This is a genomic window from Thalassospira sp. MIT121401, assembly GCF_047125595.1.
GTDB classification, from domain to species: Bacteria; Pseudomonadota; Alphaproteobacteria; order Rhodospirillales; family Thalassospiraceae; genus Thalassospira; species Thalassospira povalilytica.
Genome location: NZ_CP138926.1, coordinates 1,161,568 through 1,178,067, shown reverse-complemented (window position 1 = coordinate 1,178,067; position 16,500 = coordinate 1,161,568). Strand labels below are relative to the sequence as shown.

Below are 16,500 nucleotides of genomic sequence, written 5' to 3'. Positions count from 1 at the left end.
CAACCAATTCAAATATCTACAATATACGGCTCAATGTGAATGTTGCTTTCCAGCTCACCTTTCGAGGTTCTGTTTGGCATAAACACTTTAATCCTCTTTCCGGCCTTCCTTGCTACAACCAATAGAACAGTTGTTGCCCCCCAAATCTCGTCACTTGCAGCAACAAACTGTTCTGGAGCATTCTCTTCCACAACCATTATTTTCGGATTGGAAGCCTTCATTACCACATCCAAAACCTCAACCCTTCGCTGCCTCGGATGCGGCTTAACCAACAGAGTGGTATCTTCGTAGCATTCAGTAAAATGCTGGATAGCTGATATCAATGAAGACCTCCAGCCAAACCCGTAGTTAACCTCTTCTTCTGGGGTTGTACAATCAAGCATCATTGTCACTAGGCATTTAGTTGCGACACTGTAGCGATCCCTTAGCTTCTGGCACTGCACAGCAGAGAATTCGGAAATAATACTCAATGAGGCTTCCACACCTGGGTGAAAAAAGGCGACCATAGAAGATTTCACAACTTCATCTGGTATCCCGCGCTGCTGCAGCCATTTCAATTGGCGCTCAAACGCTTCAGTATCTGGCACGTAAAACCTATCAGGGAATAAAAAATCGCCCTTTTCTTTTGGCTTGAAGCTTAGAGATATATCCTTCCAATGATCCGACACAAAATGAGTGTGAAACCCTGCGTTCTTAAACGCCTGCAAGCGATCAAATGCTCTAGAAAAATCCACCTGCTGCCCCATAAAGACAGCGGTTTTACCGCAAGCTGAACTCGAAAGTATGTGTTTTGAAATTGGCTGCTGCTGCTCTAAACTTACTGAACACGCCCAGCCATCAACATACCAATTTCGAAATTTCGACAATTCTTTAGCACGACGAAAGAAGGGCATAAGCGCGGACGTAGCCCCAGGGTCAGCTGTATAAAAATAGACATTGTCGTATGGTTCCAAACATCCCGTAATACGGTCAATATGCTCGCTGCAAAGTTTAGGTTCAAACATCGCGCACATGTTCCAATATAGCGCAAGCCAACTTTAATGACTTAATCCCATCCTCACCGCTGCAAACAACATCTTCGTGTCCGTCTAACACCCCAACGACATTATTCATCAAATTTTCTAATGACTTGCAATAGTCAGTGCTGGAGTAATTCGAAGACGAAAATCTGCGCCCTCGTGGAATTCCCACGCCTTCCAGTATAACACGCGTCGAAAGTCTCCGATGATCACTATCAACCGTATAGCGTCGCTGATCCGTAAAAACATCAACTTCAAAATGTGTCACAAGCCTTTCATCTAATACGCTGAAAAACACCTGCGGGCACAGCTTGGTTTGAATAAACAAAGCAACAGAAGGATCAGAAGCGTCGTAATCAATGCGATGATACAATGGAGTCCAAGAAGTAATATCACCAAACAGATATTCTACAAGATCGAGTCCATGCACTCCATTATGTCGCACCCCTTTGGCATAGTAGATTGTCGCGCATATTGGCAATTCATCTTTATTTCGAAAAATTTCTGCCATTCTAGAATATGTAGCGGAAAACCGCCTGGACATATTGACAATCAGCTTTTTTCCACTTTCTTTGTAGCAAGAAACGATATCCTCGGCCTCTGACACATTTAGAGCCAATGGCTTCTCAGCAACAACTAACTTCACGTCACTCTGAAGAAGATGCTCCAAGACATTCAACTGAGCGCCTTCAGGAACAGCAACGACGGCAAAATCAGGATCAGTTTCCTCTAACGCAAGCTCCAACGAACCATAAACTGGAACACCCCAACTTTTGGCGTCCATAGAAGCGTTCACGTCACATATCGCAGAAAGCTTCAACCTGCTGTGTGCTACGATCGCTCCAGCGTGGGAAACAGGGTCTGTGCTATCCGCTGCCCCCTGCCCGGCCCCCATCACCCCACCTCCGACTACTATGCCTGTGTATATCCCACATCCCACAACACTATCCCTCACCAACAAGCTTTTGCCGGACTGCCGAATTAACAGATTTCAGGTCGGGAATTCGATCAAAATAGGATAAGATATTATCAAGGCTTAGTTCTTGGTTCTCCGACCTAGCTATAGAAATGATCCGCCTTACAAGCTCAAAGTCCTCGACTTCATCGACAGTTAAGCGAATGTCATCTCGCAAGCACTGTTTTGGGACAGCATTTTCTCCAATCCGGAAAGAATCCGGATACTGTTGAATACAATAACCGCCATGAACTCGAATTTTCGGATCCGTACATTTCTCAGACGCAGCGACGAGAGCTGACCTCTTAAAGCAGCGTACGTTCATTCCAATTATAGTATTTTGGCTTAGTGAATTCGAAACAAAGTCTAGGTCATTTTCCAGCAAATATTTCACAGCGTCATCAATCAACTTCGGGCTGATTAAAGGATTGTCACCCGTTAACTGAACGATCACTTCAGGGTTTTCTACCTCTGTTGCCTTCAGTAGTCGGTCCAAGACATCATCTTCACTTCCCCTAAACACCGGGCAAGAAATGCGTTCGCAGAAGTTTTCGATTAAAGCATTTGCCGGTGAGCTAGCGGATGCGACTTTTACACAATCAACCGTTTTGGCCTGCCTGACCTGCATAATTTTCCATTGCAACATTGGCTTACCCGCCAGCTCCAACATCACCTTCCCGGGTAAGCGACTGGATCCCATTCGAGCTTCTATGGTTGCCATCACCTGCATGTTCAGCTTTCCTGATAACTAACTCTACGTAGAGCACAATTTTTCAAAACAGGATGGATGACGTGATAAGCAATACGCTTTTGATTGCGCTCCGAAGCTTGCTCTCCACCTTGATGACCTTCCTCTAAACGAACAAGCGCACGCAACAACGCTTCTCCTCGAATGAATGGATCCTGGACAAAATCTATGTTCAAATTCGGTACCGGCTTGCGCTCAATAACTGCAATGATTTCGCCAGTGTCAATACCTTCGTCAACCCAGAACGCCGTTGCTCCGATCAGGCCTTCCTCAAGAATACTGTAATAAAACGCTGTGCTTCCTGAATAACGCGGAGCTCGGCCTCCGTGAGCATGCAAAAAACGCTTCGTTGAATTAGATAAAAGATCCTTCCCCAATATTACCCCCGGATAGCCGGAATAAATATATTCGCTTTCCGGAGCGCCCCGCAAATAACTTACAAACTCGTGCTTGTTTACGTCAGAGCAAGGCGCGTATTCATGAACTATGTCAAATTTCTTCAGAAAGTCCTTAATCCCAACACTTGGATCGTACTCGAAACTCCCGAAGTCACTCTGCAAGATCATTCTTTCTTCATTCCCTTGAAACGCTTGATCCTCGCCCAGAAGGATCACGTGGCTGGGGCGCACCCCAGCAAACATCAAGAGCTGCAAGTACATTTTAGACCGCGTAGTTGGTGCCAAAACCATACCATAGCTTCGGGAAAACCTCGTATTAGCCATCAATTCTTCCATCCAAAGCATAAACCAACACACGCTCGTCGGTTATGAGGCGCTGAACTTCTCTAGCCGTTGAAGCATCAAATTTGCTTGTCTCAACCCCCGAAAGAGCATCGATCACCTTCATGCCAGTTGAAAGAAATTGAAGTACGCCAGTATTTTCACTCAACGAAAACAACTTCCTGGCGAACAGTGCATAAACACCTACATCAGCCGGCCTAGCAGCGGGATGCCTAAGCATTTCGGCTGTATAACCTTCAAAGAGACGACCAAAGACTTCAAACTTTCGGATCAGAGCCCAAAACGACTCATTAGCGTGAAAATCATCACATCCGTTGATAACACTTACACAGCTTAGAAAACCGGACGATGAAGGAGGCTCCACGAAGGAAGACGCTTGCTGATCCGCCCGCACCCTAGATAAACGATCTTGAAATATCTTCCGTGCCGACATCCAAGACTCAAAAAATGCGTCAACTTCGCTAGACGCATAATCATAGCGGGTTGCCTTTTCGAAAGGCTGCCTCGAAACATAAGGATAGTTAGTCACCCCTATCTGCCTCCAAACGATCCTTTATCTTTTCAAAAATTTGTCGAGCGATCTCATCTGGAGGCACCAATGCTTCCCGTCCAATGAAAGCCAAATCATGTGTTACATCGTTGGGATAAGGAATGTCTACTCCAACAACATTGTCAATTTCTCCACGTATAGCAGCGGCATAAAGTCCTTTGCTGTCACGTTCAATCAATATATCCATGCCGGGCTCAAGCTTTATCTCGTAATAGTCAGACAAGTTCTCCCGGTTCCATCTCCGCCACAATGGCGAAATTGACAATACACATGCGACAACGTTAATTCCCTGAAGATCCAACATTCTTGACAACATTGACAAGCGCTTCGCATTCAAGAGCCTCGATTCGATATCATGCCCGAGGTCATCGGCCCAAACTTCCCGAAGAACGTCCCCATCCAACAGAACCGTAGCACTAAATCGAGCTTTTATTTTGCGGTATAGAAGCTCGCCGACAGTTGTCTTCCCTGCTCCCGAGAGCCCTGTAAGCCATACTATCAAAACTAATGTATCCCCACGCTTTGGCTAACCTCGTTACACGCCTTATCATAGCGCTTCATCACATGGCCCAGCGCAGCATCCGCTGAACCGAACTCATTCAGTGAATCAAACCACACCCCCAGATAGGCACCAAACCTGACATGCCCCCTGCTGTCTCCGTAGGGCTCTATTAGCCTCCGAAGCTTGTCTTGATCAAACTCGCCCCTAATAGCCTTATCAAAGGCTTGCATTAGTTCTGATGAAGACGTCACCAAACTGCCTTTGGAATGAACCTCTCTGACCACATGCGGGAACCTCCAGCAATCAAAGCAGATCGTCCTTTTGCCCGCAGCTAGAGCTTCAAAAATGAGTGATGCATAAACAGGCGCCCCAATCACAACATCAACTAAAGGGAGTAAAAAGTGTGTCAAACCAAGTGGTTCCAAGATTAAGAACACATTCTTTCGGTTAGAGAGTGCGGCTAATTTCTGATGAATAATTTCTGAAAGTGCTGATGCGTTTTGTGGCTTTATTACAAACAGTGTGTCACTATGTTCTTCAACAAGTGGAAGGATAGCATCATAAAATTTCTCTAAATTTCTTGATGAAGTCAGCTTCAAGTGTGTAGGGGTTGAATCAGCAATAAGAACAGTCTTCTCAAATCCTAAACATTTTATGTTCTTCACCATCTCTTCTTGCTTACGAGTTTTAGAAAACTGTAGATGTAACTTCATATTCCCAGCAAACGGAAAGCACTTGGGAGAGAGCCTATATGGAACCTTCCCCGCACTATCTTCGAGTATCCTTTTACTAAGGCTTCCCCACATCAGGTATTGATGCTTTCCAGTTGGGCAAGCGTCAAAATAAGATTGAAACCCCGTGGCACTAAACTCATAAGAGAGATTAACACCTCCAATCGACTCAATAGCATGTATTTTCGGAATAGCATCGAAGTTTGCATCTCCAACGTTCACATAACCGTAAACCCCAGCAGCTTTAAAAAGATATTTCCATTTACAAAAAATCGAAAAATACGAAAGAAAGACACTCACGAATGTCCGTCCAGAAGCACTAAAGAACAACACATAAAAAAAAGAAATTATTCCGAACAGCCCAACAATTACTTCATTGTTTTTTGCAAAAAACTTTCGTTTAACAAATTTAAACTCCACACCAACCTTTCTAGCCTTCTCAACATCTTCGTCCCTTACTTTCAATTCATTCTCAGCCAGGTAAACGACATCTTTATAATCAAGCCGACTATGCTCAAACCAATCCCAATCTGTTCCCCAGCCTTGATTATGAAATCCATGTACGTACTGAATGGCGATTCGCTTCTTTGCTGATACATCAAGTCCTTGCTTGGCAACAATATCAACCCAGCCCGAAGCACCACACCATATCTGCCATAGGTATCTAAACACAGAAGCACCTAACCCTTGCAGACACGGCCTCTTAGCGAGAACACACACCTTACGAGGGTACGTTTCCTTTAACTGGCGGGACATGATGTTTTCATCAAGAAAAACCAGATCAATACTGTTATTTGTAAGCAAAAGATGCCGAGCTATAATGCATTTCGCAACAGATTCCCCATCCCTAAACAGCACATATCGCGCGAGAAACTGCTGAAAATCCGACCATTTGACCATTTTATCCGCGCGAGACTGAGTAAATGCTAACTTCATCAATCCCGAGAATTCAGTGAAAGCTTCAAGCAGATAGTTTTCTCGCTCAATAAAAGGGTGCAGCTTACATGTCGTCGTACAATCAGCTAAATCAAAGTCGACCATTCTAAAATCTGTTAATAAACGAACTAAATAAACCTTTAATGAACCATCTCCCTCCCCCAACAAAACAAACTTTACTTTACGTAATTTAATCAAAAAAAACGCAATTGAATATAAAACCAATTTCAGTGAAATTCGATCTGAAACTATCACTATTAATTATTCCACTTGTCAGAAATAAAAATCAAATCAAAAGAATCAGACCCTAATCCCGAAAAAAATCTCTCTTGCTTATAAAATTTATTCAATTTGATCCGAGACAAAAAGTAAAATGGCCAAAATGCCATCAAATAATACAACCTCGCAACGATCTTTCCCTTTGTAAACAGCCAATCACGCCCCGGAAACTCCCCCGCGCAAAAGGACCAGAGAGAGAGAATGGGTAACCCCTTTGGTTGAAATTTCGGCTCACCACCCTCTCCATAACCAAACTTGGAAATCTCTTCAAAAAACAAGCAATTTAAAATGCTTATCTCTGAGCTAGGAATACGCTTTCTCCACCGCTCAGTTACATATCTGTTCGGCCCTGTAGCTTTGGCAGACATTTCGTCACTATCATTCGCGATCGGCCCATCTACAACCTGCTGGTACCGACTATTATACGCCCCAGTTCCAGCCCAAGGCCTTCCCAACATCGTTACCCGGTAGTTATCCCCTTGCTCAATCCATTCCGGATGAACGCTAATCCCAAGAACATTGCAGAGCGCGGTCATTGTCGGCAAAAAACTGCAATTAATATCTTCGTTCTTAATAAAGTACCATCTACCCTTGCTAGACTTACACTTTTTCATTAGAGCTTTGAAAGTCGCATACTGGTAGAATGAACAGAAATGAGCCGGACCATGCTCTAATGAGAATTTCTCGCTATACAACTTCACTAGAGATGCTAGCCAATTCCCCGGCTTTATCGCGTAGTTATTTCCAAACTCATTTAGCATTTGATGCCTCGTCGAGGCATATTGAGCGCGCGGGTCGCGCACCAAAGCTAAGTTAATGAGTTGAGGGAAGTCTTCTGCAGCATTGTCTATAACAACGCCAGAGAACCCAATTAACATGTTTTCGGAACTTAGAGAAACGGCATCGTTAATACCAATCAACTTCACACCAGATAGCCGGTAACCTCGCACCATCGCATAGGCGGCATACGTCCAGAGAATAACTTGCTTGCGAGTTACACTTTCCCTACCTTCAAATATACTGTCGATCAATTTCCTAAACGAAACTCGATCAAATGGCGCAGAGACATCACCTCCAATTTTATATATCAGCCTTCCAATATCTGCGACGGGATCTTGATACAACAATCTAGAATAGGAAATTTCAGAAACAAAAGCATGACCCTCCTTAGCACTGACACAGTTCCGGCCTCCGAATACTCTATGCCAGTACGAATACACATAGTGAATTAAAGGGGATACAACAAAGTCCGCTTTTTTATCAAATATACATTGAAAGAAGTTACTACCTGCCCTTCCACCATGGTCTAAAATCAATACCAAGTTGACGTTGCGTGAAAAATCTTCAAGCTCTTTGAAATCCCAATTCATCATTAATTCAATCTTCTATCAATCCAGCCAATCACCAAACTCGCCATCATTATCCATTTTCAGATAAAGACTTAAATCTGTAGGTGTATCGACCTCCCCCCATTGGCCTTGGGTAAAGCAAACCATCACACTTTCTCCGAGACTTATTAGCCTCATCAATAGATCCGTCATACTCAGGCCAGCAACAACTCCCTTTTCTAGAGATAGAAGATAGTCCTTGATCCGCGCCCAGCCCTCTGATGAAATCTTAAGAAGCCCCATGTACTGGGCTTCAATCTCTTCACGCGTGACGGGTTGTCGACCTATATCGACCAGCCTTCCGTTTACGGATCGGAATGACTCCGCATCTGCAAGAAAATCTTCGTTTCGTCGACGCCACAAACACTCCCATTTCAAATCAGCAGTAATCACCATATCACCTTTAAATGATATGAGATCTTGCAAAATATATGGTGAGAAGAATATATCACTATAGCAAACGATAGTGTTTCCTGTGCTCAACCATTCATCCGCCTCCATTAAAGACGAAACCATGTTCGTCTTGCTCCACTGCTCATTTTTATAGGTACGCAGACCAAATTTATCGATCTTTTCTGATTGATATCCCGTAACAACCGCGATTTCATCCAATCCTGATGACCGCATAGTGTCAATAGTCCGAGCAATCAAACTCTTGGATTTCAACTCGACTAGTCCTTTAGGCATATGCTCAGTCATCTCACCCAAACGAGACCCGCGCCCAGCAGCAAGAATTAGCCCTTTGGTCATGTGAACAAATCCTTGAAAAGAGTCCGATCATGCGAGCTCAAACTCAACTCACGTTCCGGATGCCACATGACACCTGCCCATCGCCTATCACGGTGACGAATAGCCTCAATAGTCCCGTCGTCACTCACACCTACAGCCAAATAGCCCTTCGTCTCCGATTTGATCCCCCAACGATGGTAACTGTTAACTTCAACGCTTTTGCCATTAAAGAATACAGCGTGCCTTGTGCCCACATGCCCGTCCAAAGGAACCAGTTCACCTCCGTCTTCGACGTGCATAAACTGCATACCTCGACATATTCCCAAAACCGGTAGATCTCGCTCAGCTGAATATTTCAGCAATTGAAGCTCCAACTCGTCTCGCATAAGAGCCTCTCCTCCGTATTGCATTAAGTTATTTCCTCCAGTCAGCACAAACCCAGACAATCCTAGTGTTGACGAAAACTGGGTAAATAAATCCGGGTTATTGGGAATTGGTACCGCAAGCACACCGACCTCAGCGAAACTTTTAATCCAATTTTGATCTAAGCAATCACGCGTCTCTCCATACGAATGGACACGTTCCACTCGTTGAGAAATACCAATCCTAGGCATCATGATAGCACCGTTATCTTTTTGCCAGAGCAAGAGAGTTCAACAAATCTAGCCGAGGAGAGCTTTGCAAAAAGTCGCTCCCCCACCCCAATCGAGGCAGGTATTGCTAGCTCCATCGCTCTAACGGCCATATGGGAGTTAGCCCCACCATAGCATGTCACAAAACCTTTCACGCCAGCACTCAACAACCAGTCGAACCCAGGATCCGCATTTGTGATTAGTACAATTTTATCCTTCAAGTCGTTGTGGTTCACTTCGGTGTTAGTAAGAACTACTTCACCACTAACTTCCAGCTGAGTAACAAAGTTTGGAGTGCTGTTAGTTACCTCGAATGTCCAAATATCAGACACACTTTTGATCAAACTAGGGAGATTTACTGAGAGCGCTATATCATGCTGCTCTTTTCCAACCTTTATGGAATCCCCCATAACTTGTTTCAAAGGTACCGAATTGGAATAATTGCCCAACAACGTTTGAAAGTTTAGATATGCACACTCTTCACGTGTAAACCCGTGCCTTTCGCCTAACTCTTGAATACATCTGAGAATTTCATTTATTGACCAACTAAAGACAAACTTCCCATATTCACGCCCCTCAATCGCAGCTTTGATAAAACGAAACAAACTTTCTGGAGTATGCTGTATTTCATACTCTTCAATTAAAGATTGAACCCGCCGGAATTCATCTGATTTGAGGCGAAACTCTTCCCTACCAACACATCCGGATAAGTAAGCTCGCTCTTTATCCCAATCAAAGTACCTGTCAGGGGCTTCCCGGTAGCTCAAAGAGGTTATATCGTAAGTACCTGGACGCAAATGCCCATACTTAAGCAAGAAATCACCCTTGTCCATTTGAGCAAGATCAAATTTTAACTTAGAGCCAACTGTCTCCAACGACCTCCAGAAGTCTTCTACACGTTCAGGTGACAAGGCTCCTTCGTCTTGTAACGCCCTAACAAACTGCGTAGCAACGAAGGCTGCTCGAGCCAATCCCGCGAAAGGCAAGGTTCCGTATCTCTTGCAATCCTCAGACAGCCAAAAAAGACGGTCGTACAGAGAATAATCTCCTTTTGATAGTTTTTGCTGCCTTTGCCTTAATACATCAATTTTCCCTCGATCTACCCGCCATTCCCCTGTCTCCGGATGAGTAACCCGATTGGTCAAATCACGCAGCGCGACCAAAAGCTCACGAACTTCTTCTGGAGAAAAGCCTGCTGCAACAAGCTTTTCACTCATTCTGATTGTCGACGGGGTAAAGCACGAGAAAACGATATCAAATTCAATTTTATCGTGGAGTTCCGGCTTCTCTTCGAGTTGCTTCAAGTAGTAGTCAACTAACTTTTTTGCCAACGAATCCGAAACCATTTTTGGAACAAATGAGTAAAAGCTGGACCGAACATCAATGTAAGGGCTTCCCGCCAACGAATACAGAAGGGGAACACTCCTTAAATTTTTGTACCCGTAATTGTCTCTCTGGTAGGCCCATATACGATCTGTGATCATCTCTTTGTAAAGAGACAAAGCGAGCGCTTTAGGACGAGCCCCAATCATTTCTGCCGGGTTCCAGTCCGGCATATTCCCAAGAAGCGTCTTCTCGCCGGTCACGTATGGTACTCTCTGATTCAAACGAGACACCATATCAGCAGCTTGCTGCAAGGCTACAACTTGCTTTTCAACTTCTTCTTTGGTCAATTTTACAGCAGAGTTCAGCGGTCGAACCTGAAAGAGAAAAACATCACCATCGCCATTCACTCCAAACTCAATATCAAGAGAATCGCATTCAGTGATCTGTTCAAGCTCGCGACTTAAACGCACAATACTAGCTATAAGTTCACTATCTATTTCGTTGTCTGCATACCGATGAACATAGCATGTTCTGCCTTCGTTACTCTCCCCACCAGTGGTTAGAGTTGTGTCTTCGCCAAGCGCGTAATCAATGACGTAGTAAGGGGCGCCGTTATTCGGGTCATGAGTAAACACGACACCGCTCGCGCTAACGCCTGCAAGCATTGGCTGAACAAAGATCATATCCTCATCAGAAGCTGTATCGCCATACGAGTTAAGCACAGCATCTATCGCGCGACATGCTTCTTCTCTCGAGGTGACATTCAAGATGCTCTCGAATGCGCCAGCAAGTGAACTATCTGCCCTATCTTCCAAAGACGAACTTGACCGGACAATCAGAGGCTCTGCACCAAATGGAGCACCGAATATCCGATCGAGAGTCTTCCCCCTCGCCGTCAACCAATCGAACACTGAGAAGGAAACTTGTGGCAAAACACGCGCAGTTTTGACTCTCCCCTCAAGAGAGGCCAGAACTTGCGACTTATTCTTCCCATCAAAAAAAGACAAACTAACAATACTCCATTGAGGATCAATTATTTATTCCTGCACCTCATAAATAGCCTAAAGTTCTCTGGGCCTGACGGAGTTTCGTAACAATCGTACACATCAAACATGTTCTCCAAGCATTCTTTAGCCTTCAAGGCATGCAAGTAATGCTCATAATCCTCTTGATTTTCTTGTTTTTGATAACTAGTCGACTCATAAAATAATTCACCCCCATAAATCAGCATATTTTTTATTTTTCCGAAATACTCATCAGGAGTACTGCGCTGATTCTTATCCGTAGTAAAGAATGAAGCCAATGAGAACACCGTGTCATATTTACATTCGGGACTAAAATCCTCGAACTTCTGAGCATAGAATTTCGTTTTCTCTCCGACTTCTAAAAATTCCGCAGTAAGTTCCCCGACACGACACAACTCAGGAACTGGCTCAACACCGTGCGCGACGGCAACAAACTGGGCAAACTCGCAGACGAAAAATCCGTAGTTACTTCCTATGTCCAACACTTTCGCCTGAGGTTTTAGATATCGAGCCAAAGAATATTCCTTAATTCTCCTCTCAACGGACCACCTCAAGCCTTCAAACTTAATTCGCTCATAAGCTTGGTACGGCCTTCCTCGAGCGTTAGCAAATTTTCTATAACTAAGGGGATTGGACTCATACTCAAGGTCCAGTTGTTGAAGAATATCGGCATGCAACCTACTAAGTTTGTTGTTATTTTGCTTTCCCATTGCCCCACGGCCCCTTTTTGAAGTTCATATCCTACCTTGCATATACAATTCTTCAGTTACGACTGCGAACATAATTTTTTGTTCTCTCTAGCCGTCCCCCATACTGTTCTGCTATCAAAACATGGCACACTCTTTACTCCAAGATTGAATTCATACAGGCCTCACACATGCTTAATGTCGGGATCGTTGATTATGGCTGCGGAAATATCCGCTCTGTCTCTCAGGCCTTTGAATATTTAGGATATCAGGTCGGTCTAATTCATAGCGCAAAAAACAATGCAGATAAGTATTCACATCTTATACTTCCTGGAGTTGGCGCCTTCTCCGAGGCATCTGAGAACTTGGTACGCCGCGGCCTAAAGAAAATGCTCTTAACAGAAATTGCCAAAGGCAAACCGGTACTTGGAATTTGCGTGGGAATGCAACTATTGTTCGACGAAGGTTTTGAGTTTGGTCGACATCAAGGTCTCGGGGCAATTACTGGCTCAGTAAGACACTTAAATGACTTCTCGCCTTCTGCGCAAACACCCAAAACCGGTTGGGCACCAATACACTTTCGAGAAGAAACTCCTTTCTTTGGCGGACTGGATATCGAGGAAAGCTTCTACTTCAACCACTCTTACGCCTGCCTTCCCGAAGACCCAAACGCGGTCTCCGCGTACTGTGTCGGCGACAATTGGCCTAGCGCAATTATCAAACAGAATGTTTGGGGCATTCAAGCACATCCGGAGAAAAGCCAAAAAGCAGGGCTCAGTTTTCTTGGACAATTTTTACGTAGATCGTCATGACCCAAAAAAGAGTAACGCCCGTTTTGCTATGGGACGGCACACATCATGTGCTAAGTAGAGACTTCAATCGCCATCAGAGGACCGGCAATTTGTTAGAATTCGCCAAACGCCTAAAGGTCTGGGATGTCGATGAAATCGTGATTCTAAATATCTCGAGTTATCGAAACTCTCATCCCTTCCGTAACAACATTAGCGATTTGACTAACCTCTGCAAACTCGTCAGAGAGGTTAGCGAAAACTGCTTTGCACCATTAATTGTCGGGGGCGGCATAAGGGATATCAGAGAGATACACAGCATTTTCCAATCTGGGGCAGACCGCGTACTTCTGAACAGCTCAACTCACCGCAATATTGAAATTGTAAGTAATGCAGCTAAGGTTTTTGGATCTCAAGCAATCATTGCCGGTATTGATGTCAAACTGGAAGGCCACGAGCATGTCGTTTACTCTGAAGGCCGGACAGTCCCTGAGAGCTGCCCACCACTTGAGTGGGCCCGTACACTTCAAGAGGCTGGTGCTGGAGAAATACTATTGCAGTCAATAGATAGAGATGGAACAACATTTGGATATGATCTGCCTATTATCAAAGCAATGCGCAACGTCATAGATATCCCGCTGATGGCACTAGGTGGCGCCGGCACCCACGATGACTTTAGACTTGCCATCGAGGCAGGCGCAGACGCAGCAGCAGCAGCAAATTTGTTTACGTTTTCAGAGCTAAGTTACCCAAAAGTGAAAGACGCTATCACATCCAAAGTAGATACTAGGTCAAGCAATTTCTTTGATTTCCAAGCTGTGAAACGAAAAGCAGAAAAAGAACTGTCATCGGCCTCCAAAGAAAGTGCTCTATGGAATATGCTCGATGAAACTGGGCTGATGGGGTAGCGAAACAATATGGAAATGCGTTATTGCAAAAGATGCGTAATGCCTACAAGCCGCCCAGGAATGCAACTTGATAGAGAGGGCATTTGTTCCGCTTGCCGCTGGCATGAGAAGAAAGCAACTATAGACTGGAATGCGCGACATCAACAATTTCAGGACATTGCGGACTGGGCGAAAGCCACAACGCAGAGCAGCTGGGACTGCATCCTAGGAGTAAGCGGCGGCAAAGACAGCCTCTGGCAAGCGCACCAACTCCGAGATAAGTTCGGACTCAACCCTTTGCTAGTAATGTATGTGTCATCTGATGTAACAGAACTTGGGCGTAAGAACGCTGAAAACATTATTGAATGCGGATTTGATGTTTTATCAATCCAACCCAATCCCAAAATTGCAGTGAAACTTGCGAAGCGATCCTTCTTTGAGCATGGCAATATTGCAAAGTTCTCCGAGCTTGCACTTTTTTCAGCTCCGTTCCGAACAGCGATTGAATATAACATTCCTCTTGTCTTCTTCGGAGAAAACCCCGCACTTGAAGCTGGAGACACCAACACGGACTATCCTGGATGGGACGCCAGCGGTGTCCGTTTTAGCAACACGTTATCAGGGGCGGCGACTGACATTTGGCTAGGAGACGGCGTCACAAAAGACGACTTAATTCTCTACACCTTCCCAAACAAAGAAGAACTTGAATCATGGGGAGGCCGAGGGGTTTTCATGGGATATTTCCTAGACTGGAGTGGCTGGAACAACGCAGTGTTTTCGCTTCGCCACGGGCTGACACCACATCATTCGTCACATGAAGAGCTCGGTATTCATTACAAACATCACTCTCTGGACAGCAACAATGGCGCGGCTGTCAACTTCATGATGAAACACGTTAAGTTTGGCTTCGGCGAGACGACAGAACAGGCCTCCTACGACGTCAGGGCCGGCAGGATGACCCGAGAAGAGGCTGCTGCTTTAGTTAAGAAACTTGATGGCAAGTGTAGCGACAAATTTATCCGCGATTTCTGCAAGTGGATTGGCATTACCATTAATGAATTCACAGCAAACGTTGGAAAGTTTCGTGGCCCAATGTGGTATCAAAACAACAATGGAGAATGGCAACTAAAAAGCCCTATATGGGATAGTTACAACGAAATTGATAAAATCGACACGAACGAAGTTATCAATCGAGTAGATACTGTAGTTGCCTCACAAAATAAGTCAGATAAGCAATGAGACATTGCACTAAATGCCTTTACCCCGAAAACCACGCCCTTGGAATCACCTTCAATGAAGACGGAATATGTTCCGGTTGCCTTATTCATGAAGAAAAAAACAAAAACATATGGGATAACAAAGAGAAAGAACTAAACCACCTTTTAAATAATTACAAATTAAGAAACAAAAAAAACTACGATTGCATAATACCAATATCGGGAGGAAAAGATTCATTATTCATCGCACATACAATAAAAAATACTTACAATCTCAATCCATTACTTGTCACCTACAATAGATATTACAACACCGCTGGGGGTGTTTACAACATCGAGCTAATCAGATCCGCAATAGGCTGCGACATCATTGCCCAGACACCAAACCCCGCAAGACTAAGAAAACTTACTCGTATGTCGCTTGAGCTAGTAGGCAGTATCCATTGGCCCTACCTTGCAGGAGCAACAACCTTTCCTGTGCAAGTAGCCGCTCAGAAAGGGATTCCATTGATAATATGGGGTGCACATCAAGGCCTGGAGCAAGTCGGTATGTTCTCCCATTTTGACAATGTTGAAATGTCTAAATGGTATCGAAACGAGCATGACTTAATGGCGCTAGCTCCAGAAGAAATAGTTCCCCAAGACCATGGATTGTCAACTTCAGATTTGGCATCTCTTTTCTATCCACAAGATGACATAATACGCCAAAAGGGAATCAGGGGGATTTACCTTGGCAACTATATACGTTGGGATACAAAGATGCAGCACGAAGAAATGCACAAAATATATCCCGTATACAGAGAACAACAGCATCGGACTTTTGATAATTATAGCGATCCCGATTGCTTGATATACAATACATTGCACGATGAAATTAAATTCAGAAAATTTGGATATTCCGTCGTCAACGATCATGTAGCTCGCGAAATCAGGCACGGACGAATTACCACAAGCCAAGGCCTTCAACTTATACGCAAATACAGAAACCAAGCTACAGCCAATCTAGGCCGAGAACTTAAAATTCTGGACATCAGCCAAAAAGAAATTTTCGATGCCGTCGATAAACATCGAGATCCGAGAGTATGGAAAAAAACAGATTCTGGGTGGGAGCTGAACAGCATTGAAAGCTGCGCACTGTCAGGCGAAGGGGAATTAACACTTGAAGAAAAAGCTAAATACACAGAGTTTTTACCAAGACGTATCGGGCGTCCGTCTGCACACAGGATACTCCTGAAAGGTGGTAGTTAGTTTTTTTAAATTGTTGGTTTCCTGAGAGAACCTCATCACCCTTTAGGCCATCTCCACCTGAGATTTTCACCTACCATAATTCCCTTTGGCACAGATGCATGACTATTAAGGAAG

Annotated in this window: 16 protein-coding genes; 4 read left to right on the top strand and 12 right to left on the bottom strand. The window is 44.4% G+C overall.

Annotated elements, in window-relative coordinates:
• Positions 1-8 precede the first annotated feature (8 nt).
• The 12 genes from SIB88_RS05270 to SIB88_RS05215 are packed head-to-tail and all read right to left on the bottom strand — an operon-like array spanning position 9 to position 12,270.
• A complete protein-coding gene (locus tag SIB88_RS05270; RefSeq protein ID WP_412557525.1) occupies positions 9-1,004 on the bottom strand; it encodes a hypothetical protein in 996 nt (331 codons plus the stop codon).
• Complete coding sequence (locus SIB88_RS05265) at positions 997-1,914, bottom strand: Gfo/Idh/MocA family protein (protein ID WP_412557524.1); 918 nt, start codon at positions 1,912-1,914, stop codon at positions 997-999. Before SIB88_RS05265 ends, SIB88_RS05270 begins: the two co-directional genes overlap by 8 nt.
• 49 nt (positions 1,915-1,963) lie before the next feature.
• Entirely contained in the window at positions 1,964-2,704 is a 741-nt protein-coding gene (locus SIB88_RS05260; RefSeq protein WP_412557523.1) for a cytidylyltransferase domain-containing protein, read from the bottom strand.
• A 2-nt stretch (positions 2,705-2,706) separates the two neighbouring features.
• Positions 2,707-3,444: a formyltransferase family protein gene (locus SIB88_RS05255; RefSeq protein ID WP_412557522.1), complete on the bottom strand. Its 738-nt coding sequence runs from the start codon at positions 3,442-3,444 to the stop codon at positions 2,707-2,709.
• Positions 3,437-3,991: a hypothetical protein gene (locus SIB88_RS05250; RefSeq protein ID WP_412557521.1), complete on the bottom strand. Its 555-nt coding sequence runs from the start codon at positions 3,989-3,991 to the stop codon at positions 3,437-3,439. Before SIB88_RS05250 ends, SIB88_RS05255 begins: the two co-directional genes overlap by 8 nt.
• Positions 3,984-4,514, bottom strand: coding sequence for an adenylyl-sulfate kinase (locus tag SIB88_RS05245; protein ID WP_412557520.1), 531 nt, complete (start codon positions 4,512-4,514; stop codon positions 3,984-3,986). The genes SIB88_RS05250 and SIB88_RS05245 overlap by 8 nt, the downstream gene beginning before the upstream one ends.
• A 2-nt stretch (positions 4,515-4,516) precedes the next feature.
• The gene (locus tag SIB88_RS05240; protein WP_412557519.1) at positions 4,517-6,436 is read right to left on the bottom strand and encodes a hypothetical protein; all 1,920 of its coding nucleotides are present in this window, start codon (positions 6,434-6,436) and stop codon (positions 4,517-4,519) included.
• A gap of 2 nt (positions 6,437-6,438) precedes the next feature.
• Complete coding sequence (locus SIB88_RS05235) at positions 6,439-7,833, bottom strand: hypothetical protein (RefSeq protein ID WP_412557518.1); 1,395 nt, start codon at positions 7,831-7,833, stop codon at positions 6,439-6,441.
• A 15-nt stretch (positions 7,834-7,848) separates the two neighbouring features.
• A complete protein-coding gene (locus SIB88_RS05230) occupies positions 7,849-8,598 on the bottom strand; it encodes a phosphocholine cytidylyltransferase family protein (RefSeq protein WP_412557517.1) in 750 nt (249 codons plus the stop codon).
• On the bottom strand, positions 8,595-9,194 hold the full coding sequence (locus SIB88_RS05225; RefSeq protein WP_412557516.1) for a type 1 glutamine amidotransferase: 600 nt from the start codon (positions 9,192-9,194) through the stop codon (positions 8,595-8,597). Before SIB88_RS05225 ends, SIB88_RS05230 begins: the two co-directional genes overlap by 4 nt.
• On the bottom strand, positions 9,191-11,542 hold the full coding sequence (locus SIB88_RS05220; RefSeq protein WP_412557515.1) for a PEP/pyruvate-binding domain-containing protein: 2,352 nt from the start codon (positions 11,540-11,542) through the stop codon (positions 9,191-9,193). The genes SIB88_RS05225 and SIB88_RS05220 overlap by 4 nt, the downstream gene beginning before the upstream one ends.
• Before the next feature lie 26 nt (positions 11,543-11,568).
• Positions 11,569-12,270: a class I SAM-dependent methyltransferase gene (locus SIB88_RS05215; RefSeq protein ID WP_412557514.1), complete on the bottom strand. Its 702-nt coding sequence runs from the start codon at positions 12,268-12,270 to the stop codon at positions 11,569-11,571.
• A gap of 167 nt (positions 12,271-12,437) precedes the next feature.
• Here SIB88_RS05215 and hisH point away from each other — a divergent pair, with 167 nt between their 5' ends.
• Genes hisH through SIB88_RS05195 form a run of 4 tightly spaced genes read left to right on the top strand, consistent with a single transcriptional unit; the run spans position 12,438 to position 16,386 of the window.
• Positions 12,438-13,058: an imidazole glycerol phosphate synthase subunit HisH gene (gene hisH, locus SIB88_RS05210; RefSeq protein WP_412557513.1), complete on the top strand. Its 621-nt coding sequence runs from the start codon at positions 12,438-12,440 to the stop codon at positions 13,056-13,058.
• Entirely contained in the window at positions 13,055-13,942 is an 888-nt protein-coding gene (locus tag SIB88_RS05205) for a HisA/HisF-related TIM barrel protein (RefSeq protein WP_412557512.1), read from the top strand. The genes hisH and SIB88_RS05205 overlap by 4 nt, the downstream gene beginning before the upstream one ends.
• Positions 13,943-13,951: 9 nt before the next feature.
• Positions 13,952-15,160: an N-acetyl sugar amidotransferase gene (locus SIB88_RS05200; protein ID WP_412557511.1), complete on the top strand. Its 1,209-nt coding sequence runs from the start codon at positions 13,952-13,954 to the stop codon at positions 15,158-15,160.
• The gene (locus tag SIB88_RS05195; protein WP_412557510.1) at positions 15,157-16,386 is read left to right on the top strand and encodes an N-acetyl sugar amidotransferase; all 1,230 of its coding nucleotides are present in this window, start codon (positions 15,157-15,159) and stop codon (positions 16,384-16,386) included. Before SIB88_RS05200 ends, SIB88_RS05195 begins: the two co-directional genes overlap by 4 nt.
• Positions 16,387-16,500: the final 114 nt, after the last annotated feature.

Coding starts and splice junctions, on each gene's coding strand:
- SIB88_RS05200 (WP_412557511.1), top strand. CDS start 13,952: ATGGAAATGCGTTATTGCAAAAGATGCGTAATGCCTACAAGCCGCCCA.
- SIB88_RS05235 (WP_412557518.1), bottom strand. CDS start 7,833: ATGATGAATTGGGATTTCAAAGAGCTTGAAGATTTTTCACGCAACGTC.
- SIB88_RS05270 (WP_412557525.1), bottom strand. CDS start 1,004: ATGTTTGAACCTAAACTTTGCAGCGAGCATATTGACCGTATTACGGGA.
- SIB88_RS05230 (WP_412557517.1), bottom strand. CDS start 8,598: ATGACCAAAGGGCTAATTCTTGCTGCTGGGCGCGGGTCTCGTTTGGGT.
- SIB88_RS05265 (WP_412557524.1), bottom strand. CDS start 1,914: ATGGGGGCCGGGCAGGGGGCAGCGGATAGCACAGACCCTGTTTCCCAC.
- SIB88_RS05205 (WP_412557512.1), top strand. CDS start 13,055: ATGACCCAAAAAAGAGTAACGCCCGTTTTGCTATGGGACGGCACACAT.
- SIB88_RS05260 (WP_412557523.1), bottom strand. CDS start 2,704: ATGCAGGTGATGGCAACCATAGAAGCTCGAATGGGATCCAGTCGCTTA.
- SIB88_RS05195 (WP_412557510.1), top strand. CDS start 15,157: ATGAGACATTGCACTAAATGCCTTTACCCCGAAAACCACGCCCTTGGA.
- SIB88_RS05255 (WP_412557522.1), bottom strand. CDS start 3,444: ATGGCTAATACGAGGTTTTCCCGAAGCTATGGTATGGTTTTGGCACCA.
- SIB88_RS05215 (WP_412557514.1), bottom strand. CDS start 12,270: ATGGGAAAGCAAAATAACAACAAACTTAGTAGGTTGCATGCCGATATT.
- SIB88_RS05225 (WP_412557516.1), bottom strand. CDS start 9,194: ATGATGCCTAGGATTGGTATTTCTCAACGAGTGGAACGTGTCCATTCG.
- hisH (WP_412557513.1), top strand. CDS start 12,438: ATGCTTAATGTCGGGATCGTTGATTATGGCTGCGGAAATATCCGCTCT.